Origin of the sequence: Bradyrhizobium sp. WSM2254 (genome assembly GCF_000472645.1) — a bacterium.
Classification (GTDB): domain Bacteria; phylum Pseudomonadota; class Alphaproteobacteria; order Rhizobiales; family Xanthobacteraceae; genus Bradyrhizobium; species Bradyrhizobium niftali.
Window position 1 is genome coordinate 128,728 of record NZ_AXAB01000021.1, and the last position, 24,875, is coordinate 153,602.

At 56.1% G+C, this 24,875-nt stretch carries 16 protein-coding genes and 1 pseudogene; 3 read left to right on the top strand and 14 right to left on the bottom strand.

Features of this window, described 5'->3' with window-relative positions; all coding sequences use genetic code 11:
* Positions 1-4 precede the first annotated feature (4 nt).
* From A3M7_RS50490 to A3M7_RS0116235, 11 genes and pseudogenes are all read right to left on the bottom strand, one after another.
* Positions 5-167, bottom strand: a pseudogene (locus A3M7_RS50490) (recombinase family protein); the annotation flags it as partial.
* A gap of 244 nt (positions 168-411) precedes the next feature.
* Positions 412-828: a hypothetical protein gene (locus A3M7_RS0116185; protein ID WP_027544871.1), complete on the bottom strand. Its 417-nt coding sequence runs from the start codon at positions 826-828 to the stop codon at positions 412-414.
* Positions 828-1,487, bottom strand: coding sequence for a hypothetical protein (locus A3M7_RS0116190; RefSeq protein ID WP_027544872.1), 660 nt, complete (start codon positions 1,485-1,487; stop codon positions 828-830). Before A3M7_RS0116190 ends, A3M7_RS0116185 begins: the two co-directional genes overlap by 1 nt.
* A gap of 567 nt (positions 1,488-2,054) precedes the next feature.
* Complete coding sequence (locus A3M7_RS0116195) at positions 2,055-4,124, bottom strand: UvrD-helicase domain-containing protein (RefSeq protein ID WP_027544873.1); 2,070 nt, start codon at positions 4,122-4,124, stop codon at positions 2,055-2,057.
* 391 nt (positions 4,125-4,515) lie between these two features.
* On the bottom strand, positions 4,516-6,339 hold the full coding sequence (locus A3M7_RS0116205; protein ID WP_027544874.1) for a DUF262 domain-containing protein: 1,824 nt from the start codon (positions 6,337-6,339) through the stop codon (positions 4,516-4,518).
* A 71-nt stretch (positions 6,340-6,410) separates the two neighbouring features.
* Positions 6,411-6,977 (bottom strand): HD domain-containing protein, encoded by a 567-nt coding sequence (locus A3M7_RS0116210; protein WP_049823450.1) that lies wholly within the window; start codon positions 6,975-6,977, stop codon positions 6,411-6,413.
* Between the two features lie 2 nt (positions 6,978-6,979).
* A complete protein-coding gene (locus A3M7_RS44285) occupies positions 6,980-7,834 on the bottom strand; it encodes an HNH endonuclease (protein ID WP_049823452.1) in 855 nt (284 codons plus the stop codon).
* A 259-nt stretch (positions 7,835-8,093) separates the two neighbouring features.
* The gene (locus tag A3M7_RS0116220) at positions 8,094-10,883 is read right to left on the bottom strand and encodes a site-specific DNA-methyltransferase (protein ID WP_027544876.1); all 2,790 of its coding nucleotides are present in this window, start codon (positions 10,881-10,883) and stop codon (positions 8,094-8,096) included.
* Between the two features lie 35 nt (positions 10,884-10,918).
* Entirely contained in the window at positions 10,919-13,984 is a 3,066-nt protein-coding gene (locus A3M7_RS0116225) for a BPTD_3080 family restriction endonuclease (RefSeq protein ID WP_027544877.1), read from the bottom strand.
* Between the two features lie 264 nt (positions 13,985-14,248).
* Complete coding sequence (locus tag A3M7_RS0116230) at positions 14,249-15,178, bottom strand: hypothetical protein (RefSeq protein WP_156936893.1); 930 nt, start codon at positions 15,176-15,178, stop codon at positions 14,249-14,251.
* A 51-nt stretch (positions 15,179-15,229) separates the two neighbouring features.
* A complete protein-coding gene (locus tag A3M7_RS0116235) occupies positions 15,230-16,462 on the bottom strand; it encodes an MBL fold metallo-hydrolase (RefSeq protein WP_027544879.1) in 1,233 nt (410 codons plus the stop codon).
* A gap of 305 nt (positions 16,463-16,767) precedes the next feature.
* Between A3M7_RS0116235 and A3M7_RS0116240 the strand changes: the two genes are divergently transcribed.
* Positions 16,768-17,457, top strand: a complete 690-nt coding sequence (locus A3M7_RS0116240) for a metallophosphoesterase family protein (RefSeq protein ID WP_027544880.1) — start codon at positions 16,768-16,770, stop codon at positions 17,455-17,457.
* Between the two features lie 147 nt (positions 17,458-17,604).
* On the opposite strand, the gene A3M7_RS0116245 is transcribed toward A3M7_RS0116240, so the two are convergent.
* The gene (locus A3M7_RS0116245; RefSeq protein ID WP_156936894.1) at positions 17,605-18,957 is read right to left on the bottom strand and encodes a hypothetical protein; all 1,353 of its coding nucleotides are present in this window, start codon (positions 18,955-18,957) and stop codon (positions 17,605-17,607) included.
* A gap of 15 nt (positions 18,958-18,972) precedes the next feature.
* Positions 18,973-19,557, bottom strand: a complete 585-nt coding sequence (locus A3M7_RS44290) for a DUF1353 domain-containing protein (RefSeq protein WP_084302208.1) — start codon at positions 19,555-19,557, stop codon at positions 18,973-18,975.
* 264 nt (positions 19,558-19,821) lie between these two features.
* Between A3M7_RS44290 and A3M7_RS0116255 the strand changes: the two genes are divergently transcribed.
* Together A3M7_RS0116255 and A3M7_RS44295 are read left to right on the top strand one after the other, a co-directional pair.
* Positions 19,822-21,294, top strand: coding sequence for an SIR2 family protein (locus A3M7_RS0116255; RefSeq protein ID WP_245284262.1), 1,473 nt, complete (start codon positions 19,822-19,824; stop codon positions 21,292-21,294).
* Positions 21,291-23,306: an ATP-binding protein gene (locus A3M7_RS44295; RefSeq protein WP_049823454.1), complete on the top strand. Its 2,016-nt coding sequence runs from the start codon at positions 21,291-21,293 to the stop codon at positions 23,304-23,306. The genes A3M7_RS0116255 and A3M7_RS44295 overlap by 4 nt, the downstream gene beginning before the upstream one ends.
* 341 nt (positions 23,307-23,647) lie before the next feature.
* Here the strand turns inward: A3M7_RS44295 and A3M7_RS0116270 are convergent, their stop codons facing one another.
* Positions 23,648-24,871, bottom strand: a complete 1,224-nt coding sequence (locus A3M7_RS0116270; protein ID WP_156936895.1) for a hypothetical protein — start codon at positions 24,869-24,871, stop codon at positions 23,648-23,650.
* Positions 24,872-24,875 lie beyond the last annotated feature (4 nt).

A 24,875-nucleotide genomic window follows, 5' to 3' on the forward strand; every position in this document is an offset into this window, starting at 1 on the left:
AAGAAGCCGTCACAGCCAAGAAACCTATGAGTGCGTCTCTAACGGGCCTGCTACATCGGGTTGGTCGTCGCACCGTCGAATGTCAGCCCGTTGATGACCGTGCGGTTGCGGCGCCGCATTAGCTTTTGGATGGTATCTCGAACGTCGTTGTAGTTGCTGCCAAGGCGCGCGAGAAGCGGACCAGATTTTTGCCGGCGAGCCCGCTGAAGTCGATAACGGGTAGCTGCTCGCACTCGAAGCGATAGCAAACTTCGTCACGGTCACCAGCACATGGGGAGCGTCCCCATGGTGCTTTGTTGTAGACCCGAGGTGCCGGCGTCAATCTTCCCATCCATCGCGGCACGATTCACGCTTTAGTCGCTTCCTCGTTGTCGCCATAGTCGCAGTCGCCGCCGGGGGCAGTGCTGGCTATCAGCGCTGCATTATCTTGCGAACGAGATCGAGCGGGTCGAAGTCGTCGGGCTTTGCGGTCTTCGCGCGTTCGGCAAGCCGTGTCGCAAGTTCGTTGCAGGACGATTGTTCGGCTTCGGAGTCACTGCGCATCTTGTTGCCGAAGTAGTCGTCCGGCGCTGATCTCGCTTTCGCGACACGCTCATAGACTGTTTGGCACTGCTTGGTTTTGTAACCTTCATAACCTGCTAAACCAATCGTCACCAACACGACGAGCGCCAAGAACGCGAGGCCGAGGCCAACCGCGATAACCCCGACGATCGCAATGCCGATCTTGATCGATTGCCAGTTGCGCAGGATTAGAAAGAAGATGAAGGCTAGTACTATGCCCGCGATCAGCAGGTCTAGGATCTGGCTTCCAGTGCCCCCCGAGTTCATTACGTAACCACGGCATCTGGGGTTCGATCGCGTAGGAACTCGGGATCGTATCCGTATTTGGCGGCAAATGCCTTGAGACCAACTCTTGTTAGTTGCGTGTTCTGATGCGGGCTCTGCTGTTGCAACTGTCGCAAGGTGTCGCGAGAATGCGGATCGATCGAGCCATCAGCGATAAACGGCAGTTCACCCTTTTGGATCGCGCCCGTCAGCATGGCGTATGTGTCTTTGACGCTACCCCGAGTGCCCAAGCTCAAACTGGGTCTGAACCCTGCCCATAGCTGTGCGGCTTCAATCAGTGTCAGCTTGTCCCGGTGCCTCCACATGTCGAAGTCGGGCTTGGACATCGTGGGTTGATTGATCTCGGGTGACGCTGGGGTAGTCTGTTGTTTCGCAAGGGCGCGGTACATATCGGCTTGAGTTTGAACAGTGCCCCACAGAAACAGCAACGGTACGAGCAGTACAACGCCGACAATTAAGCTGATTATCGTCGACAATGAGGAGAACCCGTTGGCGATGCCGGTGATAACCAGCGTGCCGATCGGCACAAACGCGGCACTGAGGGCCTTCTTCTTGTCCCAGCCTACCAGATCGAGCGTGCTTGCCCACGCACCCTTGAGTACGTCGCGCCAGTAGTGGTCTGGTTTTTCGTCCGCCGCCATGTGCCTCGCCCCCTGCGAGTTGCATCATTGATCGGTTTCTACGGGTATGGTGTCGTTTGCAAGTCCTTTTAGGCGGCGATCATTCCGACCGTGCCTTTCTTGGTGACAATCTCCGTCCATCATCGGAACGCCTTGCAGCTGTCTCCGCTCGTGAAGGTGCCCAACGGACAGGACCGCCCCTCGATCTTCGGTATGGCGCGCGGCGTGTCCCGGTGGAGCGCATCGCAGAAGTCGCCCTTGCCGACGTTGCCGTTCGAGCGACTGCCGGGTGCGCTGGATGCGTTCGGCCGTCCCTGGGCGTTGGGTCTCGACGAGAGCTATGGGGAGGTGCCGAACAGAGTCAGCATGCCGTCGCACCAGCGGCGCTGTAGCGTGAATTGGTCACCGATAAATCCGAGAGAACGGAACGCGATCCGTAGCAGTTTCGTAGCAGAAACGTAGCAGATAACCGGGTACGTAGCGTGAACCGGTGATAGCGGATGCGTTGAATTTACTGAGGAATTTGCTCGTTGGTCTAACGAGCGGTTAGAGCTCCGGGCTGCTGCCGAACGTTTCACTTTAGACCTTTTAGAAATCGTCCAGAAACTCGGAAACAGGTGTCACACCACAGACCAGCAGATGGTCTCGGGCACGAGTGCAGGCAACGTAGAGCAAATGACGCTCGGTCTCGTACACCTCCTGTAGATCGGCATCGTCGCCTACGTGCTCAATGCGCTCTTGGAGCGGGATCACCTCGTCGTCGCAAGACATCACGACGACGGCACGGAACTCCAGGCCCTTGGCCAGATGCATGGTGGCGATTGAGACCTGTCCACTCGCGGTTTCAACCCGATCGTCCAGAAGCCTAAACTCGAGCCCTGCGTCCTCAACCGCCGCGCGGGCTCGGTCGAGTTGCGCTTCGGAGCGCACGAATACTCCGAATTCGTGCGGGAGCAGGCCGGCCGCGGTCAGTTCGGCGATCCAGCGTCCAACCGCCTTGCATTCGTTGCGTTCATCCTGCAGCGCAAGAATCTTCGGCTCTGGACCATTGAAGACCGAGATTGCATCGTCCCGCTTCTCCACGTTGCCATCGGCGTCCGTGACCGAAGGACCGAGCAGGCGGTCGGCCTGACTGCGAATCTGATGTGACGTCCGATAGTTGACACGCAGTGTTCGCGAGCGCCCCCTAATATCGATACCCAGCGACTTCCAGGAAAAGGGCTGCTGGAAAATGCGCTGCCCCAAGTCGCCCGCAAAGAACAGGGCGTTCGCACGGTCGCCGCCGATCGCCGCCAAAAATCTCAGATGGGCGGGATTGACGTCCTGTGCTTCATCGACGACCGCAAAGTCGAATACGATCCGCTTGTCGCGGCCGATCGCGTTAGCGAGCGAGTTGAACAGCTCCGGCCATGTGATCAACTGCATCGATTGCAGCTCTGCCTGAACGCGCTCGAAGATCGACCACAGTACCTTGCGCTGCGGCTCCGGCAGGCGGGTCTTGCGCCCGAGTCTGGCAACGTCGCGGTAGGCCTCCCACGATCTTAGCTGCCAGGCATCAACAACCTGGTCCCATTCGGCGATGAGAAACCGCGAGCTGAACTTGTGGTCAGTCGCCGCAGCTACTCTGATAATCAGATCCCGAACGACCTCGGTAGTTGCAATCGTGGCCGGCCCGACATGCGATTTGTGCAAACGAAATCCGATGCTGCTGAGAGAGTGCACGTCGATCCGCTCGCCGAGCCGGGGTTCATTTGCCAACAGACGACGTAGTTTCGCCTGAAGGGCATGGGCGAGGGTGTCGGAAAAGGTGGTCAGAAGCACGCGAGCCTGCGGATAGGTCCGGGCCAGATGCACCGCCCGGTGCAACGCCACGATCGTCTTTCCCGTACCCGCCGAACCTGACACTCGGGCCGGTCCGGAATAGTCGCGTTCGACTATGTCGCGCTGCTCCGGATGCAGGAAGACCGTCCACTTTTCCCAGGGAAATTCGAGCGCGCGCTCCAGCTCCTCGACGTTGGTCATCATTCGGAAGCGGCGCTGTGCGTCCGGGTGCTCGAAAGGGCTGGTCAGCTCCTTTGGAGCGATAGCCGGGCGAGGCTTGCCGCCGGTCGCAAGTTCAAGCAGGGATTCGGCCGCCTCGGCCGGCAGATGATCTGCCACGATCAGAAGCGTGTCCTCAGTCGACTTCTTGACATCTGCGAGCCATTCAATTGGCACGCCATAGCCCAGTAGTTCGTCGTCGGTGATATTCGCGAACAGCGGCAGCTTCTCCATCTGCACCAACGGCAATTCGGTCTGCACATAGACCGGGACAAGCACCTCTTTCACGGTTTCGCGAATCTCGACGAGCTGGGCCGCTCCGGTTTTCGGATGAGTCTCCAGCTTGCGCCTTTCTGCCCAATCGTAAGCTTTGTCATGATGACCGACGTAGCAGAGCAGGAGACTTTGATCGCTCCGATGGACGATCAACCGGATGTCGCTGTTCACCCGAACGGACCAGAAGTTCTTGTCCCTGGCCTTATCGAGCTTGTGGAAGCTCATGCCCGGATTGGCAGGATTGAGCTGCAGGTCGAATGCGGTGGTCTTGACTGCCTTCTGCTCGTCGCCGGTCAGTCGGGCGAGACTGTCGGTGAAGGTGTCGGCGATACGAAAATCCATGACGTTGCCCCATAGCTCAATACCACCAGGATCTAGCGATCATCGGCCCGCGAGTTGAAATCCGAGATTGCGTTGATCTTCGACGCAGCGATCAGGTTCACCTGGCCGCTGACTTCTCCGCGCATGCGCAATAAAAAGCCCCTTCGCAAATAGTCGCCGATCTGCTCCGCCGTGATCGCGATCTGGTTGGCGGAATGATGTTTCGTTCTACCCAGAGCCGGATCAGCAACCCTGTATAGCCCATCAGGAAATCTGTGGGGGACATACCGTTCGCCCTCCGACGTAAATCGCTCAAAGGGCGGCAACCCTGGTAAGTTTGGTGGTGCTGCCGGCTCCGGACAAATTGCGTTCGAGGCGGTGGCGCCGTCCTCGCTGGTGACGCCACCGCCAATCAGTTTCCCAGTGCGCCTACCTCGGTTTGTGACACTGCTGATGAGACGCCCGACGCAGACGGTCCTAAGTTGAGCCGCCGCAACCGCTGACTGATCAGACGCTCGCGGGCTGCGACAAATTCCGGCAACGCCGCAACATCCCAAATGTCCGGTTCGTTCGGGATGAGATGACGTTCAAGGAAATCACTGTCGCGCGTTCGTATCCAATGTGGGAACGGGGTATTGGTCTTTTCCAGGTTCTCTCGTCCGAGCAAAAGCTCAAGGTTGCCGAGCTTATCTACGCTTTCAAGTATTTGTTGAATGCGGGTCTCCGGAATGTTTCGCGCCATCAGGGCCTTCCGGTCCGCAAAGGACCGAGGAATGATGTGGTCGATGTGATACTGGGTCGACCCCCAATTGACGCTGTCGTAGAGCAGTGAAGCCGCCAGGAAGCAGTTCCGCTTGCCATAGGCGATCTCCAGCACTCCATCGATATTGTTGTCATCGAAGGCGGTGATGCGGCCCCGCGATGCTAGTCCGCGCACCAGTGCGCCATTGGGGAACTCTCTGCCGCCCTGGAGCGACTCCTGAATGACAGTACGTGCTGTACCAATAGTTTGATCAGAGCTGCCACCAAATACCCCGTTCAGGAGACTACCCAGGAGCCATTGATGGATGCGCTTCGCGTTCTCCGCCTCAAAAGGCGTTGAACCGTCCAGACTGCCGCAGTTGGTCCGATAGAGGTAATATGCGATGGGCAGCAGAGCGTTAACCGAAGTCAAAGTCTCCCGGTCGATCCCAAAACGGTTCACGAGTCGAAGCGTTGCATCAAGGCTCGCCTTGATTGCGCGCCAGTTCTTCTCGATCAACTTGAGATTCACAGTGGTGAAGTTGCCGACCTTGTACCGTTGATCGAGGTCGGAGAGTACCAGGCACGACTTCATGACGAAGTCCTTATCGATCTCGTTCCTCGCATCCAGGCCGGAGTTAAGGTGGTCGACGAAGTCATAGATTTCTTGACGCGCGCTCACGCCTTCCCATTTGGAGGTGATCATCGAAAGCAGAAGATCAGACTTGCTCAGCTTCGTCCCACCGTCGTTTGCTCGGATAAAGATGTCCAGCACGCGGTCGTATGACTGATCCTTTTCCGTGTAGTAGGCGATGACTTCGTCTCTCCAAATGGCTCGGTACAGCCGATCGAGGTTCTTCTCGAGCACTCTCTTTCTTAGGAGCGGTGTGTCAGGTGATAGTTTGGCTAACATTCCGTCGGCAAGCGCGTAAAATGCATTGTCACTGGTGCAGTCCAGAATATGGCCCACCTTCATCCATAGGTGATCGGCATCACTATGCGGCTCATCCTCCGCAAACCGAAGACCGTAGGTGATGCCGAGGTCGTCGGTGTCTCTATCTTGGACGTCATCAAAGGCTGGATCTTTCAGTAGATCGATATAGAGCCTTTGTCTGCTCCAAGCATCCGGATTGTTGCGCCTTCCATACTTAGTGCGCACAGTGAACGAGCCACGCAAGCCGATTAACAGGGACGTAAGCCGCTGCTGGCCATCCAGTACCAGGATGAGATCCCGGCCATCTGGCTCGGCCATCTCATTGTGGGTGTCGCCGTACCGGAAGTTTTCGATAAACTTGTATATCTCCCAGTCCGAGCGGTGCTCTCGCCGGATCTCCCAGAACAAGAATGAGCTAATAGGGTATCCCTTCAGCAGCGAGTCAAAGAGAGCGATAATTTGATCTGGTTGCCAGACGTAGGGACGCTGGATCGCGGGGAGGAAATACGACCGGTTGATCTGATCGATGACGCGGGCGACAGTTGAGGAGACGTACGACATTTTGCGTTTCGGATTTTGACTGGTTGGTGCGTTATTGCTGTACGAACGATGTCCGAGTGCGATGGCGACCCTTACTCGGGGGGTGGAAAGAGCGAGACGACGCGATCAAGATCGCGAGACAGTGGGGAAGGGAGGGCTTTGGCAAAAATTGTGCTCAGTTCGCGGTAATACCAGATTGTGCCTTCACGAGCGCCGGTGAAACGACGCCATAGCTCATCGCCGATCTGACGATAGTCGTTAAGGATGGCCTCGGCGTTGTCGAGCTTGTCCGCAAGTGAGACCAACTGTGAATTGACGGGCTTTGATGGCAGTTTCGCGAGGTAAGCCTCTTTTCGCGTTCGCCACTCCGGTTTCGGCTCAACCCAAGAGTCTGTGCAATCGGCCACAATCTGTGCGACCTCAGGGCCAAAGCGCTCGCGGATCACATCTAGCGTAGCCTGCCCGCCTTGGTCTTCAGCGGCGTCGTGCAGAAGGCCGGCAATCGCTTGGATCTCGGTGCCGCCTGCCGACAACACGCGGCTGGATACGCTCATCAGGTGCGCAATGTACGGGATCCCGCTTCCCTTCCTGGTCTGATTGCGGTGAAGCTCGGATGCAAAGAGCAATGCATCATCAAAGCGTGTAGAGAGAGGGCCCATTGCTATTCCTTTAATTCGAGCTTTTGGAATTCTTCGAAATGCTTTCGTACTGCATCGGGGGCAGGCCGATGAAATAGGTTCTGTGGTAACTTAATCGCCCTGTCATGGCACTTGGCGTAAGCCGACTCCCGCAGACGCTTCGATGTACGAACTTTCAGTTCTCCGGAAACGTACTCCAAGGATAGCAGGTGAGCGTCAAACAGGATGTGGAGATCAATCTTCAGCAATATCCCGTTTCTGAGATCGTTAGTCGCGGGTCCGAGGTACGGGAAAATATGTGCAGCCTCTAGAACTTCGCTGACGCGCACTCCGGAAATGGCGCAGCGATTTCCCCAAGCCTGTGAGATATCTCGACGAAAGGCGGAGGTACCGTCACGCCTGACTTGTTCCGAGACAACCCGCCGCCGCTCATCGACGGGGCTGTCTACATCGAAAGGAAGAGCCAGTGTTTCCGCAAGGCCGGAGTAGGGTGCGGTCGCCAATCGGTAGGCGTCCTGAAATCGCTCTAGGAGTGGCTCCAGTGGTTTGACAGCAACGATATATTGTTCCTGGTCGCGAACGAATTCGAGCTCTGGCGGACGGCGATTGAACAAGAACTGGACGCAGCCTGCATCGAGCGAGCGCACGACTCCATCCCGAGTTCGAAAGGCGTAGGGCACCGGGCGACCCAAGGCCCAGTAGAGCCCGACCAGGTTCTTCTCAAAAAAAGACGTGCGTGAGGTTCTGCCTTCGGCCGGGTCTTTGATGACCTTGTAGAATTGAGGATACTGTCCCTTTGAAAACGGATGGCTATCCCCGGCGGTGTACTGAGGGATTTCAATGTCCAAAAGTTCGAAATCGTCTGGTTGCGGCGGCATCACCGTGCTCCAGGGAACTTGCGCAGCATTTGTGACCTCGCATTCTGAAACTTAGATGGGGTCAACTGTGGTTCGCACTTCATCAAGGAACGATTTCTCAGCTATCATTGAGAATAGGTTTTCGACCCTTCCGGGATTGCCCTTGCTGCGCTTTAGTGTTCCTCCCACAACCTTCCATGGTCCTTTCACACCAAAATTCGTGTTCACAATCTTTCGCGATGGCTTCTTGTTGGCTTTCTTCAAGTTGCCCCCCCAACAATCATTCTACTCGAAATACTTTCATGACCTCATCGCCGAGGTGATTGATGACTTTAACGGCGATGCGGCTGCTCTTTGGCCTGTCGAATGGGCGCGAGATATCGCTGTTCAGGGTAGCCCAAGCCTCCGGATCAATCTCGGCCTTCAGCGTTGTCTTCAGCGCACCGTAGGGATCGTTCGCGCCAAGGAAGTAGGCGTGACGAACAAAAAAGCTTTCCTCATTGTAGTTGGTATCGATAAACCAGCACGCGATGCCTTCTGCATTGTCACTAATGACTTCGCCGGTCTGGGGCTTAAACACATCGACGCCGTTCACTTTAACGCGCAGTCGGCCATCCTTCTCGTGGATCAGATCGATGTCGGGTTCGCCGAAGATGACGAAAAGGTTGCCCTTGCCGGTATTCTTGAGATCGTCTGCCATGTGCAGGTCAGCGTTCATACGCGCTTTGAGCACGGGAATGCGACCGAGCTTGTTGAACTCGGTAGTGTGGGCCTCGTAATTGAAAGCGCAGGCGATCAGCACGTCGAAGGAAGCATCGCCGGCCTCGCGGGCGGCAGCGACTAGATCGGCGCGGAGGACAGTGCCGAACTCCGGGCCGATGAATACCGCCGCGCGTCGCTCGGTTTCGCCTTCCATGTAATGCCCTTCGGCGCAGACGAGATCGCCCGGCCAAGGCGAGAGCGATGTGAAGGTGATCCGATCCTCTTTGTGTGCCTGCTGGACACCGGCGATCTTGAGATTTTCGAGGATCATTTCGGGGAAGGATTTCTTGGCTCCGTATTCGGCGCCATGGTCCTCAAGGCCATCGATCAGCTCGTCGTTCTCATCTACGCCCAAGATGCGGTGCGGACTGAGGCTTTCGACGGTGAGGGGTCCCGCAACACGGACTTTTTTGTTATCGGTGTAGGGCTTATCGTAGAGGTATTCGAACTCGGCCTTGGCGGCGATCGAGGCGTCAATTTCTTGCTGCCGCGCGATGCGCTCGACCCACCATTCGGCGTGTAGCCTCTTCGCCGACTCAGGCCACCGCCCGTCCACGTCGCGCGGGATCTCCCATTCGTGCCATGAAGTGTTTAGAGCGCTGTTCAACTGGTCCAGCAACGGCGCAAGCTTGGCCTGCCACTGTTCCCAGATGATATCGATCTCAGCATTGTTGGCGATCGATTTCAGCGTGATGTGCGGCACGCGCTCATAGACAAAGCCGTGACGAATGTCGCCGTGCACCGGCTTTGTGCTCGGCGCCGTGTTCGTAGCCTGGCCTTCCTTGATTTGCCCTTCGCGCGAATCGGCGAGAAGATAGAAGGGATAGCGCGCTCCCATGATCCGCGCGCGAGCCAGAGCGAGCGCGACCCGCGAAGTATCGATGGTGATCCAGCGGCGGCCCCATTGCTCAGCTACGGTGGCCGTAGTTCCAGAACCACAGGTTGGATCTAGTACGAGGTCCCCTGGATCAGAAGCCATGAGAAGACAGCGTTCAACAACACGCTCGGAGGTTTGTACGACGTAGGTCTTTTCCTCAGATCTACTCGAGAATTTTGTGTCTCCCCAATAGTTGCTTCTTCGCGCAACCGAATAGTCGTCGAAGAAGCGAACGTAACTCAACATCCTTCCGCGTAGCTCGATTCGGTTTGCGCGCGTCAAGCGCGTCATACCTTCCCTGCCAGTTTTCCAATAGCCGGTGATTGGTTTAAACTCCCTGCCTTCAAACGGCACAGGAAAATCACCTGGCGGGCGCTGTGAGACGATGTTGTCTTGCCGATAGAGACGAAATTGCTCGCTTAGCTTCTCCCAGTTCTTGAGGTCGTCAGACTCTATGGTGTGCGGACGGCCTTGGGTGTCACGATATCGACGATATTCTCTCTGAATCGTCTCATCTGAGCCTTTGCTTCTGAGAACCTCGCGATACTTGAGGTGTGATTTCTCCTTTGCGTAAAACAGAAGGAAATCGCAGGTGCTCGAAAGATAATCCGCGGTTTGAGCGCTCGTCTTTTCAATAACAATTTCTGAAACGCAATTGTCTTCGCCGAAGACTTCATCCATGAGCGCTCGAACTCGATGTACGTTTTCGTCACCGATCTGAACAAAAATCGCGCCTGATTCAGTTAACAAATCCCGGCAAACGACGAGGCGGTCCCTGAGATAGGTCAGGTAACTGTGTATCCCATCCCGCCACGTATCACGAAACGCCTTCACTTGCTCCGGCTCGCGCGTGATATGACCAGCGTTGCCATCCTTCACATCGCGGCTAGTCGTAGACCACTGGAAATTGCTGTTAAATCTAATGCCGTACGGCGGATCGAAATAGATGCACTGCACCTTGCCACGTAGGCCCTCGCGCTCCGCGAGGCTGGCCATCACCTGGAGGGAGTCGCCAAGGATCATGCGGTTCGACCAGTTCTGGTCGTGCTGATAGAACTCGGTCTTGTCGACTCCCTTGGGAATCCCGTTGAAATCCGCGAATAGGTCAGGCGTGATCTCGCCACCTTCGTGCTGGCGCTCCTTGGTGGTACGAAGCAGATCATCGATCAAGACCTTCGGGTGGACCTTTTCCTGGATGTAGAGTGGCGGTGCCTGGACAACGAGGTCACTCCAATTCTGCTCGTCCTTGCCGCGCCAGACAAGTTGCGGATCGAGGTCGCGATTGCGAGGGTAGAACACCTTCTTTGGGTTTTGCTGTTCCTTCTCAAGCACCGATTGATATTCCGCCGTAGGAATATTCTTCCGCTTGGCTTCGTCGTGCTTCAGCATCTCGACTGACCTGGCAGCCTGCTTCTTTCCATTTTTTGCCATACGAATCCTCTCGGCCCTTCTCGCGCTGCCCAGTCTCAGGCCGGTTCTTTGGTGCGAAAAATTTCGACCATCTTGTCGAACTCGGCTTTAACCCGAGCTTCAAAGTCTGTTCCGATCTGGTAGATTTCTCCGAATTCAGCAAAAGCCCAGCGCCCGAACATGCCAAGATGATTTACGCCGGGCACCCAGTACGTTTCCATGGTCGTCTTCTTTTCCTTGGCGTCTTCCCGCCGATAGCCCTTGATTTCGACGATCAGATTGAGGAGGTCATCCGGGGCTTGGCCATCATCGACCTTCACGATGAAGTCGGGGAGATATTTTCGGTTCTCTGACCCGTAGCGATAGGGCACTTCAAGTCCGAGATTGTGGTTCTTGGTGTAAGCGATGACGCGGGGATGGGATTCGGCAACGCGACAGAACTCCGCTTCCCAATCCGAGTCGAGCATTACCCAGTTGACGTGGTTCTTCGGCGGCGGGCCGCTAGTGTCCCATCGATCGGGCCGCGACGTGTTGAAACGGACGTACCGGGTCGATCCAGTATGGTTGTAGGGATCAAGCAGAGCCTTGATCGGCCGCTCGCCAATGAAATGGCGCGTAATGGCGGCCGTGATGCGGTTGCAGGCCATGTCGGCCAGTTCCTGATACATGAGCTGGGCAGGGTAGGTCCCGCCCTTGCAGACGAGGCACGTATCGAGCCATTGCTTCACGATACGCTTGAGTTGGCCGAATAGCGTCAAGTTGGGCTCCTCCCCGGGCTCGCGCCACTTGGTGGTAATCAACCGGTGAGTGAGATTGTAGACGAGGGAGGAAGGCCGCATATCGCCAAGGTGTTCAAGGCTCATATCGACACCCTGACCAATGATGCCCGAGTTTCGAGTAATGGATGGCCCGACTAGGTCCGGGCTCAGTTCGAGCACGGAGTCATCGTTGAAGTCCGCAGAAAGTCGTTCTTCGGGCAACTCGACGCGATAGCCTTCAACGCGAGGAAAGCGAATCTCCAGGGCGTCCCGATCCGGGCTGATCGCCTTCACTTGAATGGTTTCCCGCGGTTGTTGCGGAGGTGCAATGACCGGCTTCGCCGTGAAGTCAAAAGGGATACCGAACACATCGGCATATTCGACGTTGAAAAGACCTTCTTCATTGAGTGCGTAGGACTGTCGTCGCAGCGCGCGCCCTATGACTTGTTCACAGAGCAGTTGCGTTCCGAATGCGCGAATGCCCAGAACATGCGTCACCGTGTTTGCGTCCCAGCCTTCGGTCAACATCGACACTGAGACAACGCAGCGGATTGAGCCACCAAGCTGACCGTGCTTGCCGACGGTATTCATGACCTCACGCAGCAGGTCTTGCTCGCTGATGTTATCGGCGGCCCGAACGTCCCGGGTACGTTCGATAATGTCCTTCTTGAAGCGCTCGATCTCGTCAGCCGCCATCTCACGGAAATTGTCATCCAGCGCATCGCCGGCTTCGAGCTGTTCGCTGTCGATCAGCAGCGTGTTCGGACGCGGCAAAGGATCGCCGGTGACTTCATCGAAATTCCGGAACAGCGCGAAACGGCTGTTCTGGAGCGTGGTCGATCCGTCTGGGTTCTTACGATGAAAACCGGAGACGAAATCATAAACCAGTTTCGAGATGGCCGTATTCTGGCAGACGATGATGAAGCAAGGAGGAACCTTGATCCCGTTTTCCTCCCAGAGCCTGAAGGTCTTTTCGTAATGGCCGTAGAGCGCTTCGATGGCGGTCTGCAGGCGCGTCGGAAGTTTGAGCGGGTCAAGCTCCTCGCCCTGGCCACGCCCCTTCTTGGGCATGTCCTTTCGGATGTTCTCCCAGAGGTCGCGGAACATCGGCATTTCGTTGCCGGGGATGTTTTCGGCAACGGGAACGCGCGGCAGCTTCACGATGCCGCATTCGATCGCGTCCATCAGCGAGAAGTCGCTCATGGTCCAGGGGAAAAGGGTGCCTTCCGCATATCCTGAGCCACGCAGAAAAAACGGGGTCGCCGACAAGTCAATGACGCGGGCTACGCCGAGCCTGCGGTTTACCGCCTCGATGCCGGAAATCCAGAGCCGGGCGGCCTCATTGTTCTTCTCCGCCTCTTTCCTTTCGTCGCCCTTTAGATCCTCATCGTCGGGCTCCTTGGGCTTCTCGCGGTAGCAGTGGTGCGCCTCGTCGTTGATGACCACGATGTTCTTCAGGCCCATCAACTCGCCCATGACGCGCTGAATCATCTGACCTTCGGTCTCCAGCGTGTTCAGCTCTTCTCCAGTCCGTCCTTGCAGGAGCTGACGTCCGCCTTTAGACAGCTCAACGCGCTCACGCAGTCTGAAAGCGTGGTAGTTGGTGATGACGATTTTCGCCCGGTGCAGATCGTCCAGCATGTCGTTGGGAACGATCTCGCGGTTCGAGTAGTAATTCTCGGGATCGTTCGGCTGTAGAACCCGTAGCCGGTCCTTGATGGTTAGGCCGGGCGCGCAGATCAGAAACCCACGGGTGAAGTTCTTGCTGCCTTCATGCCGGCAGGCGTTGATGGTTTGCCACGCGATCAGCATGGACATGACTGTGGTCTTGCCTGCGCCAGTCGCGAGCTTCAGCGCCAGTCGCATCAGCTCAGGATTGGCGTCCTTGTTCGCAGCCGCCAGATGGTCCTGTAGGCGCTTACCCTGTCGGGTGTTGGGAGCGACCTCACTCAGCCAGATCGCGGTTTCGACCGCTTCGATCTGGCAGAAGAATGGACGCACTCCGCCTGAATCATGATGTCGCCAATGTTGGAGCAGGCGGGCCGTTTCGGGCGTGACTTGCCATTGGTTTGGGTTGGGTAGTGCACGCCAGGAGTCAACGTTGCTCCGAACCTCATTGATGATCGAGGTGACGTCGTACTGTTGCTCGGCCGTTGAAAGACCCTTGCCCTCGTCGAAGACAAACCCCTTCTGGGATGCCGCCTTCTTCTTCTTCGGCTTCGGGATAGGCGTGACGAACTTTGCGCCCCGGCGGCTTTCGACGATAAGCTGGGTCGGCTGGCCGGTCTCGTCGAGTTCCCAATGTCGGGTCGGATAGTCGTATGGGGAATTGAGAATTGGTCGATCAAAGAATGGATTAGTCATACTCCCGCCCCCAAATCTTGTTCTTACGTTCCTTACGGGAACAGTTCGCGTAAGTCCCTAAGCCACCAGCGAAAATGCCGCCCGTACTTAAGGCTGGAATCACCCCTGATGCAACCATTTCGATAAGGCCGGACCAAGCACAATTGAACAAAAGACCAATTGGGCGAACGACCGCGCAGCCCGCGAAGGCCAGAAGACCCGGACGACAAGATGCCGGCCCTTCCACAACCAGAAAGATCGGCCGACGCTGCGGCGACGCCGCATCTAGTTTGAGGTATCGGTAGCGGCGGCCACTTCCAACTGACGACGGAATTGATCCAGCGTCATCATACATTTCCGATGCATGCCGTAACCAGCAAACGCTGCAGTAAAGAAACGTAAATCAAAATTCCTAGGCTCGTCGACTGACTCAAGAATGTTCAGCAATTTGCGGCTTCGAGGGTTGTGGTTGGCCAGTAGAAACACGACCTCAGGTCGGCCGCTGACGGAAATTTTTTCGATCGTCTTGCTTCGGTTGAAGCTGATGAGGTCCAATAGTGCCAACTGGTTAAATTGGTCAGCAATCGTCTCACTCAACGCTTCCAATCTTACCGGATCGCCAAGTATAGCTTTCAAGTCGTCGATATGTGCGATGATGCCTGCGTCACCGTCGTAAGCGTCAATGCCATACTTCATCTCGATAAATACAGGAGTGCAGGCTGATCCATCTTTGCGGCTGTGGCTGAGCCATCTGAGGCCCAGCATATCGAGCCTGGCGCTTTGGCTGACGTCTGCGTACTCGATGTCCGTGATGAAGTACTCGGTTGAGTTTGAAATCGGAGAGCGGTTATTTTCCCACGCAACGAGCTGCTGAAACTCTCGTTCCGATTTTGCGTGCTCCGAAAGGAAGGCATTCATGAACTCCTTTAGCTGAGGCAAAGCCTTCACCCAATCGCTGCAGTGCTCAGGCGCTGAAACGACGCGCGGGACGTTGGGCATGATTTCATCCATCGCGTAGTTGGCATCGAAATGCGCAAGATAGTCCGTCCCCTTTTGCTCAAGGCGCAGGATGCTTCCACCTCTATAGTAGACGTTGATGGACTTGCCCCGAAGCGCAAGCATCAGTGTGTCGTCGCGACGAATCTTTCGCGCAAGCTCGACAAGCTTACCCCGCTGGAGGTCCTCCAGAAATTCGGTATCAAGTTTGCGGTTCACTCGTTGCTCTCCCTTTGCGCGTTCGACCAACATACTCTTTGGGTGGGTTGACTATACTTCCCACCATTGGCCATCTGCTCGGCGAACCACATTCGCAAACAGATCGCTAAACTTGTCGCCTTCGAATGTATGAATTGGAACGAGAGCCTTTGGCGCGAGAGCGGCCGCAAGGCGCTTCAGATCTTTGATGCTGGCGTGACCCGACGTATGAATGTTTTCCAGTTCGACGTTGCGACTTGAAAGGTCAGCCTTGAGCTTCGCACCCGTCTCAAGTTTCAGGTAGCCGGCCCATTGCGACCAGATAGCGCGGGCATTGGTCCAGAGGTCGACCGCGTCGACATCGCGCATCATTGAGGGGCGGAATAGCATCACCGCACGAGAGCCTATCTCGGCAATGTGTTCACGATAAACGCGGGCAGCCTTATACGGCTCTAGCAAATCGAAGCGCTGGCTCTTCGCGATCTGTCGGCGCTGGTACTCCGGGACGTACACCGCGAGATTAGGCCATCCTGGGGCAGGGAGGTTGGGGTTGCCGGTGGCCCTCAGGATCTCCATTGCGTACAGATCGAGCAGGAGCATGCGGCTGGTGCGCTTGCACGCTCGATAGATGCTTACCACACGATCGATATTCTGCGCTGATGCCATAATCGCGACGAAGCCTGCCGTACCGAGGCGCTCGACAAGCACGTCTTCGATTTCACTTTCTGTCGGGAAGTCTGCGCTCTCATCCAAGCGGCCGAGGCTGGAGCCTTCCAACAACATGGCGTCTACACCTTTGGGCGGATCACGGAGCAGACGTTCGAAAAGAGTGCCTTTCCGCCCATGGGCACGGATGTCGCCCGAATAGAATAGCCGGCGGCCGTCAGCTTCGACTAGAAGCGCATAGGCGTCAAAAGCCGAATGGTCGACCAGGTACGGGGTAATCGCGAACGGCCCAATCGCGAACTGCTTTCCGTCCACGAGGTCGATCGTGTCGTTCGGAGCGAACGGATTTGGCACGAATGGGGCCGCAGCATGCAGGATGCGGCGTGTCGCCGCTCCCATTGCCAGCGGAATGGACGTGTGTGCGAGCGGTACGAGCCCCCAATGGTCGATGTGTCCATGGGAAACTATGATCGCGCGAAGCTGAGGATCGGTGCCTTGCTCCAGTCCAGGAACTGCCGGAAGCAAGCGTGGATCGGCGTCTTCGGCATCTAGGGGCTTGCCAAGATCGAGGAGCACCCGCTCGCCATCGCAGGCCAGCTCAATGCAAGAACCGCCGATCTCGTGAGATCCCCTGCGTATGCACGCCCAGAAGCCTGAGTCTCCTGGTCCCTGATTGTTGTTGGCCGGCTTGGTCAGCGTGACACTCTCTATTTTTGACGACAATGGATACCTGATTCGTACCAGCCCCAATCGCTCAGGATCGCTGAACGTTGGGGCTTCACTCACGAGCCACACTAGGTGGAGCAACTCAGGAGCCTTCCAATCTCTAGATTCAATCGTGCTCCGGAGAAGTTTACGCATTATGGAACATTTTCGAAAAATATTCGCCTGGCATTGATTGAGGTTTGCGTGCCATTTGCCAAAGATCACGGTGGGATCTCTGAATGACCGACGTCATAACCTTTGCAATTGGCGACGTTCACGGTTGCTCTCAGAAGCTGGAAAGACTTATTGCGACCTGCGAGAGGGTGAGTGCAAGGCGGCAATCGCGCTTCATTCTGATCGGCGATTACGTTGACAGGGGACCCGATGCAAAAGGGGGCATCGACTTCCTCATGAAGGAGCAGGTGCGGCAGCCGTATCGCTTTGTATGCCTCCGCGGCAATCATGAGCAGATGCTTCTCGCTGCCGCGGCGGCAGAGCGCTCGGACAGCGATCTCGTCAACTGGTGGGCAAACGGCGGCGAGCAGACGCTCGAAAGTTACGGCGTCAACGACCCGAGCGAGCTTCCGGATGATCATCTGGCCTGGATCAGGGCCCTTCCGCTGAAACTAACCGATGGGAAGCGGCTATACGTGCATGCAGGTATCCGGCCTGGCGTCGCCATGGCAGCACAGACGGCTCACGATCTGCTTTGGATACGCGAGCCATTTCTATCTTCGGACCTTGATCATGGCGCGCTCGTTGTTCACGGCCACACTCCAACAAAATCTGGATTGCCTGATCTTCGGACCAATCGCCTCAACATAGACACCGGCGCCTGTTTCGGAGGGCAGCTCACTGCTGCGATGTTCTCGAATCGGCAAAGACAGCCGATGATGTTTGTAAACGATCTAGGAGGGACTTGGTCGTGAAAGCGGCGCGGACCAACGCACCTTCATAGGTTTATCCGCCCCAGTATCAGTGGATCGTCTTTAGCTTGGCGAGCGTGCCTCCTGGGTCGGCACCAGATGTCCGCACAACTGCGGTAGGTCCGATTGGTTGCACTCCGCTGGCTATGCCTATGGTTGGTCTTGTCTCTTTACACGCCTTCGAACTTCCTCAGCACCCGACACAGCAATTTTTCGCGCATTTGCAATAATTGCTTTGGCGAGCAAAACATTTGTGTCGTTCATACTTATGCCGAGCCGAGCCATTTTCATGTCCGCTCGTCTAGTACTCAGCCTGCTGCGCAACCAGGCCGGTGGGTGAGAACTTTGCCGACATCCCAAAATACCCGCAACGTTGTCCGGCACAACAATGTTCTTTCCGGCGTCGAGAAGCTCAAATGCCCAGTCCTCGACGCGCTGCTGATCCTGCTCCGGAATGGAAATCCCCGAGCCTTCGCCTGATCCGTCGCAAAGGTTCACGTCTTCCAGCGCATCAAACATAAAGAGAAATAGCGCGGGCGCGTATTCCTGTAGGACCGAGAACATCGGCTCCCAATCCGGACTCGCAGACTTGTCACCCTTAGCAGCTGCAGAGGCGAGGTCTTCGCCGCTGACGTCCGCTTGCAGCTCTTGAAGCCAGTCGCGTCCCAGGCTCGGAATTCGTCGGATCCCTCCGTTGAGAACTTGAACACCGATCAGCTTAGCACCGCGGTCCGTGTGTCCTCTTATTACGTGGCCAAACTCGTGACCAACAATGAAGCGTTCAATCGCGCGAAGTTGCCGTTCGACCAACGGTGCCTCAAAATTTGTCGCACGTTTAGGCCCCAGCACGGGAAGACCAATTCCTGTTACTGATCTAAATCCGACAATCAGGTACGCCCACTCGGAGACCAAGCCTGGGTATATGCGGAGCGCCTTGTCAAAATCCTCTTCACCGAACGAAAACCTGAGGTTTGCGCCTCTTTGCTCGATTAGCAGTGTCCTATCAACATTCAACAACATGTTGGCCGCAAACTGAAACAACTGTCTATTCATCACGACCATATAGTCAGAGCCGACCTGTCGCGCCGTTGCCATAACCTCAAATACAGGAAGCGTTCCCCAATTTATCTTAGAAAAACTTCTGCCGGCAGTAGTTTCGGCCGCGAGCTCAATCTCAGCTGCGAGCGAATTCATGCGCAAATACGTGATTATTTCTTCACACCGCGTCGGAAACACGGTGCTCTTGAATTCCGGGGAGTCGAATAGCTTCTCTAGGAATTGGCTAGTTCCAAACAACCATGAGTTTCGAAGCAGCAGACTCCGTTGTTCGGATATTGTTTGGCATCGTCCTCCCCAAGCTATCTTTTGCTCACTCTCAAGCCACTCATAGCCCGAGCCTGGAACGTCGGATGGATAACGCTGTTCGCTCGATACTACGGATTGGGCGACTGCGCATGCCGGAAGGGCAAGCCAGGCAGACAGCATGAAGACGGCCGTACGCATGCCACTTCTCGAATCCTAATCGAATGACAATTCGAACTCATAGAAAGGCTTCCGGGCCGCAAACCCAGCGGGGGGCGGTACGCATTTCCCGGTGTCCCAATATGTTTTGGCGATGTCCGAATCCACCGCTTCGTACATCGCAAGGAGAGTCAGTTTTGCAACACCGACTTGCTTAGTCTCCATCATTGTCTTCATCACTTCCGCCATTACCGTCGCGGCAATCTCGTGATTGTATTTCTCGTTGCCGGGCAAGCCACAGTGCTTCATCTCAAAGAGCCAATCGTGGACAATAAACGCAGGAGCGTACCCCCAAGGCGAATAATTGCGGAAGATCCAAAGCCCGCGTGGGATTGATCCACCATCAGTAAACATCCGGCCAGGGGTGATCGTTTCCCCATTGCTTCGTTTGAAGGTCAGCGGATTGTCCTTGTCAGGCAGGAAAACGAACTTGTCGGGCTCCCACCATTGCACGATGAGTTTGCCTTTCAGTGATCCTGCATGGAATTCTTCGTACGATGCTCCCAACGCCGTCCCGATCGATGCAGCTAGAGCAAGCGCCGTAATCCAATATTTCAATCCTGGTCCAAAAGCAGACCACATTGCTGTCTCCCCGAAAGTGGCAACTTAAAGGGTACAACAACCGCTGATTTTGCGCGAGAAGAAATAGATGTCCTGATTGCGCAAAAATGCTTTCAACGACCAATCGACTGATGGAGTTGGCCGACGAACCGTAGCAAGCCGGTGAATCCTAAGTCCCGACCTTCGTTAGCCACTCGGGGGCACATCTCTGCGAGGCGATAGCGCGAAGTAGATGCTTTTCTAAACAATCTAGGGCTGTACCCTAGGCAATGGATTCGTCCATCCATGCTGGAGCCAGACGATCGTTGGGGGGGCAAAAAAATGACTGGAATCGAGGAAAACGCAAGGACTTTCAAATTCTTGCGAAACGGCGATGCCGAACCTGCCGATATGGACTGGGAGAAGGATATCGATGCCACCCGCCAAGCAATCTCTGAGGCGCTAAACGCAAAAAATATCGCTTTCCTCCTTGGTGCCGGATGTTCCTCTCTAATGAGGGATGGCACCGACGTCGGCATCCCCACCATGGCCCCGTTGGCAAAGGAGTTTTGTGCAGAAGCGCTCGTAGCGGTAATGAACGGTTTCGGGGTATCAGGGGGGGACGAGCTTCGACACGACGAGATCGTCGAGAACGAAGCACCAAGCAATGCCCAAGGGCATTACATCAGGGGCGAGGATGGATCTGAAGTTCTACTCAGCCCAGAGGTAGTCGATGAGGTAACGACTCAGCCAGAGTCCGCTTCAGTGCCTTGGCGGCTGACAACGGCTGAGCACGATTGTCTGACGGCGCTTGGGATCGACCTTGAGAGCGGATACAACCGCAATCTAGAGCGATTGATGGAGGTTCTCTTCAGCCAACGCTTTGTACTGCGTAAGAGTGAGAATTCTTCTCACTGGCTTCAACTTGATCTGATCAATAGCATCATCGAAAAGGTGCAAGCGTTCTTGTGGTCTCGCCTAACCGACGGCGCCTTTAAAAAAGGCGACACGGAAGTTCGTGACCTCTATGAGCGATTCTATAAAAAACTTGTCCTGCGCGACCGATCGCTGCCGAGACCTTGGGTCTTCACGACGAACTACGACGTTTTCAATGAGACAGCAATGGACCGTCTCGGCATTCCCTACGCAAATGGCTTCACCGGCGTGATTGAGCGTCGATTTAATCCCGCAAGCTTTCGCTATGCTCTTGCCGAACAGTTAGATGTCGGAAGCCGGAAGTGGGCGGCGGTCGATGCTTTTGTCTATCTCTGCAAGCTGCACGGCTCGGTGGCATGGACGGAAGACGACCACGGACTATTTCCGATCCGTGAAGTTTGGCCCCAAACCGATCCCAAACGGATGCTAATCTATCCCACCCCAGCCAAACAGAATGCGTCTCTGGCCTCGCCCTATGCCGACCTATTCCGTGAGTTCCAATCACGCATTGTGCGTGAACAGAGCGTTTTGATGACAGCCGGCTACGCATTCGGCGATGAGCATATCAACAACATCATCTATCAAGCGCTCACAATTCCAACGTTCCGGTTAATCGTTTTTGCTGCGCCGGACACCGACGGAGAAATCACAAAGCTTCGCCTGTTGCGGGACCCTAGAATTTGGATCATCGGCGGCGACGGACCAACTGAGGGCTCGCGCGCGCACTATTTCGATACCATCGTCGAGTGGTTTATGCCTCAGCGACCTGGTGACCGTATCGATGAGGCAGTTCGCAAGGTAATTTCGGAGATGATGTCGCCAAATAAGGACGACGACGAATGAGAAGCGACGATCGCAAGCGAGCGATCGGTAAGGTGATGTCCGTCGCCGCCGATCGCTTCGTTGTTGAGATGCATGCCGGTACGGACAATTTTACGTTCGTCGGATTTGACGACGTTCACTATGTGGCCAGACTGGGCTCGTTCCTTATGGTTCCTGCCCAGTCCGAGTATGTGGTTGTCGAGGTTGTTGGCCTCCGCGAGCGGGACACGGGCCGCCCGGTTGAGGGACCTAACTTTGACCGCGCGGACTCACCGAAATTCCTGGACGTAGTTCCAGTTGGGATGCTTCCGGCAGGGGGCGGAACGTTCCGATTCGGAGTCTCCGTCTTCCCATCGCTTTATGCTGATGCGCTCTACGCGCTTGATTACGAACTCGATCGCATCTTTGAAACGCACTCTCCCCTTGAACCATCGAAGGGATTGAATGGCGCAGCTTGTACTCCCGCCGATGCAAATCGATATCGTGTCCTTTCGATTGGCAAGTCCGTGATCTTCGAGGACTACGAGGTTAAGGTTCGCATCGACGAGTTCTTCGGTGGCCATGTTGCAATTCTCGGAAATACCGGCAGCGGTAAATCTTGCACTGTCGCATCCGTCCTTCAGTCGCTATTTGAAAAGCCCGACGAGCATCACGCGCGCGGCGCCACCTTCGTCGTATTTGATGTTAATGGCGAGTACCGGCCGGCTCTCGAGCCGTTGGCGAGGGCAGGCAGGATCGGAGTCGAGCGCGTCGTACTCGATGGCACTAAGGCAGGTTTCCGACTTCCGCACTGGTTCTTGGAGATGGCAGAATGGGAGCTTCTGCTTCAAGCTAGTGAGAAGACGCAACTCCCGGTTCTGAGAACGGCCCTCGGCCTGACTAGCCTCTTACGCGACTACTCTCCCGCGGCCCTTGAGATCAAAGAGCATTTCATCGCAACCTGCATCGTGGAGTGCTTCCGCGGAGCAGATGGAGACTCGCCCGTCGCGAAGTTCCAGCGGGTCGTGTCGCTGCTTCAAAAATATCCCACCGCGAACCTAAACATGGCTCTTCTGAACAGATTTAGTCCCAACTTTCAATACGGGAATTTCGCTGGTCCAAACAGTCAGGAGGACTTTTTAGCGCAGGTTCGCGTCAGGGTTCGCGAAGATATTCATCTGCCGTCTTACGATCAGACTCCCTTTGCTTTCGATGACCTGGAGGAGTGCGTAGATTTCGCAATTCTATACGAGGAAGCGCATGGGAATCGCCAAATCCGTGATTACTGCTCTTCTATGGTGACCCGGCTGAAGTCCCTGAAGGACCGGGACGAGTATGCTTTTCTGCGGCATACCGAAGCGGAGGTGGCCACAGCGTCGTCCGCCATTCAATTCCTTTTCCAGCTTCTCGGGTTGAAGAGCGAGGGCGCCCGCGTAATCAAGAGGAACCAGATTATTATTCTGGATATGAACGACGTTGAAGATGAGGTGGTCGAGCTTGTAAGCTCTGTGACAGCACGCATGTTTTTCAAGCTGCTACGGAGAGCCGATCCCAGAAATCGATTTCCTATCCATCTGCTATTGGAGGAAGCCCATCGTTACATCGGAGCAGCGCCATCGCGCTATGCGGTAGACGCCACTAAGGGATTTGAGCGAATCGCAAAAGAGGGACGCAAGTATGGTATGTTCATTCTGCTCGCATCGCAGCGCCCAAGCGAGCTCTCAAAGACGGTCCTTAGTCAGTGTTCTAATTTCGTCGTACACCGGATTCAGAATCCCGACGATCTCTCACAGATACGTCAGATGACCCCATTCATTTCCGATGCGGTTCTTAAGCGTCTCCCTTCATTGCCCAAGCAGCATGCCCTTGTGTTTGGGACGTCCGTCAACCTGCCGACAACTTTCAAGGTGCGGGAATCTCGGCCGAGACCGCACAGCGACGACACCAAGATTGTGGACCTTTGGTTCCACGAGGAAGGAAGGCCCACGGGTACTGGCCTGTCGCTGGGGATCGCCGATGGCGACGACGAAGATCCGGATCAAGCGATCGCTTAAAGCTTCGGCGAGCCGCTATGAAACCATGGCGCATGGCGGTGGTTACCCCTGCCATTCGCATCCCCTCAATGGCGCGTTCTCGGCCGGCGAGGTGTAAGATCGGTCGAGAACGTGCTTTCCGCGCCGACAGACTTCCGGACCCCGTTTGGCTTGAACGGGCCGTTTAGTAGGTGCCCGACTAACCGAAGTTCGCGTTCATGAACTTCAGCGTCTGGTTGTGTATGTCGAGACCCATGCAGATGCCGAGCGCATTCATCTTCGCGCTCGTCGCTGGGCCTAAAGGCGAGCTGGATTGGGCCAGGCACGTCGACGCGCCCGCGATCGGCAAGACGCGGCGGCGTCTAATGACCGGCCGGCGCGCTTGGCAGTTGACGCGCCGGAGGAGCGATCCGAATAGGTCCCTGCTTTGGTCGAGGCGGGCGAGGGACTGGAGGCGCCGGCATTGTTTGCTGAACTATGGAAGCGACCGACTCGTGGGGAACGGATTTGCGCAGCCGGATCTCGATACGGCGGCGTTCGGCGACATCGCCTCCGGGCGTCTTCCCAAGCGCGAGCGTTTCGTCGGTATTCACCAACTGCGCGCCCGAGAGCGGGATCATCTTGAAGTTGGCCAGTTTCGGGGATTGACGCAGCACGCTGACCACCGAGACCGCCCTGGCCAAACCCAGTCCTGCGTTGTCGACCGGTGTAAGTTGCGAAATATCGCCACCGTCCCTCAGGATGATCGGTAGCCATCGGTCCAGGTTCGACTGGCGATAGGCGGGTAGCAGCGGCGGTGCCGACGAAGCATCGGCGACCGGCGCCATAGGCACCATCGGTCGGACGCCGAACGCCTGCTCGTCGGTGTGCCCGACGACCTCGATGACGTCCACGTCGTACCTCTGGATGTATTTGTAGATATCCTCCGGCGTCGTCGTGAGGAGCGCCGTTCGGAAAGCGGGCGAGAGTTCGGCGCTTCCCGTCTTGAAATAGAATCCGCCGGCTTCGCTCAGCGTGATGATCGGAGGCCATTGATGGCCGCTCGAGCCTGCGTCTGGTGAAGTGCCCTTGGCGATCAGATCGGCGACTTCTTGCAGCGAGGGCGTTGACTTCCCGGAAGGAGGCATCGCTCGTTTGACGGCGGCCGCGAGTTCAGCGTCACGCAGAGCCTTCTCCAGGTCGATACCGTTCGCTTGGAGCGTGATCATGCCGGCCGCCTTTTCGCGAAGTTCTTTTAGAGAGGTGCCTTCTTTTTTGAGCTCGGCCATGGCGGCCTTGCTCGCCACCAGATCACGCCAAAATTCGTCGATCTCGCTCGCGTCGCCCCCGGCAGCGCTCGATATCTTCTCGAACAAAGCCGGAGTCTGACGCAAAGCCTCGACGATCGCCTGGTCTTGACGGTTTTGAGCCTGTTGTTGTTCGAGCTCCTTCTTGACGTTCTCAAGTTTGTTCTGCTCGAACTTGAGGAACGTCGCCATTGCGATCAGGAGGCAAAAGATTAGCAGCAACATGATCTCGGCCATCGTCAGGCCGAGAACGAGGCCCTGCCGGTACGAAGATCCCTGCCGATTGATCGTTCCATCCATTATC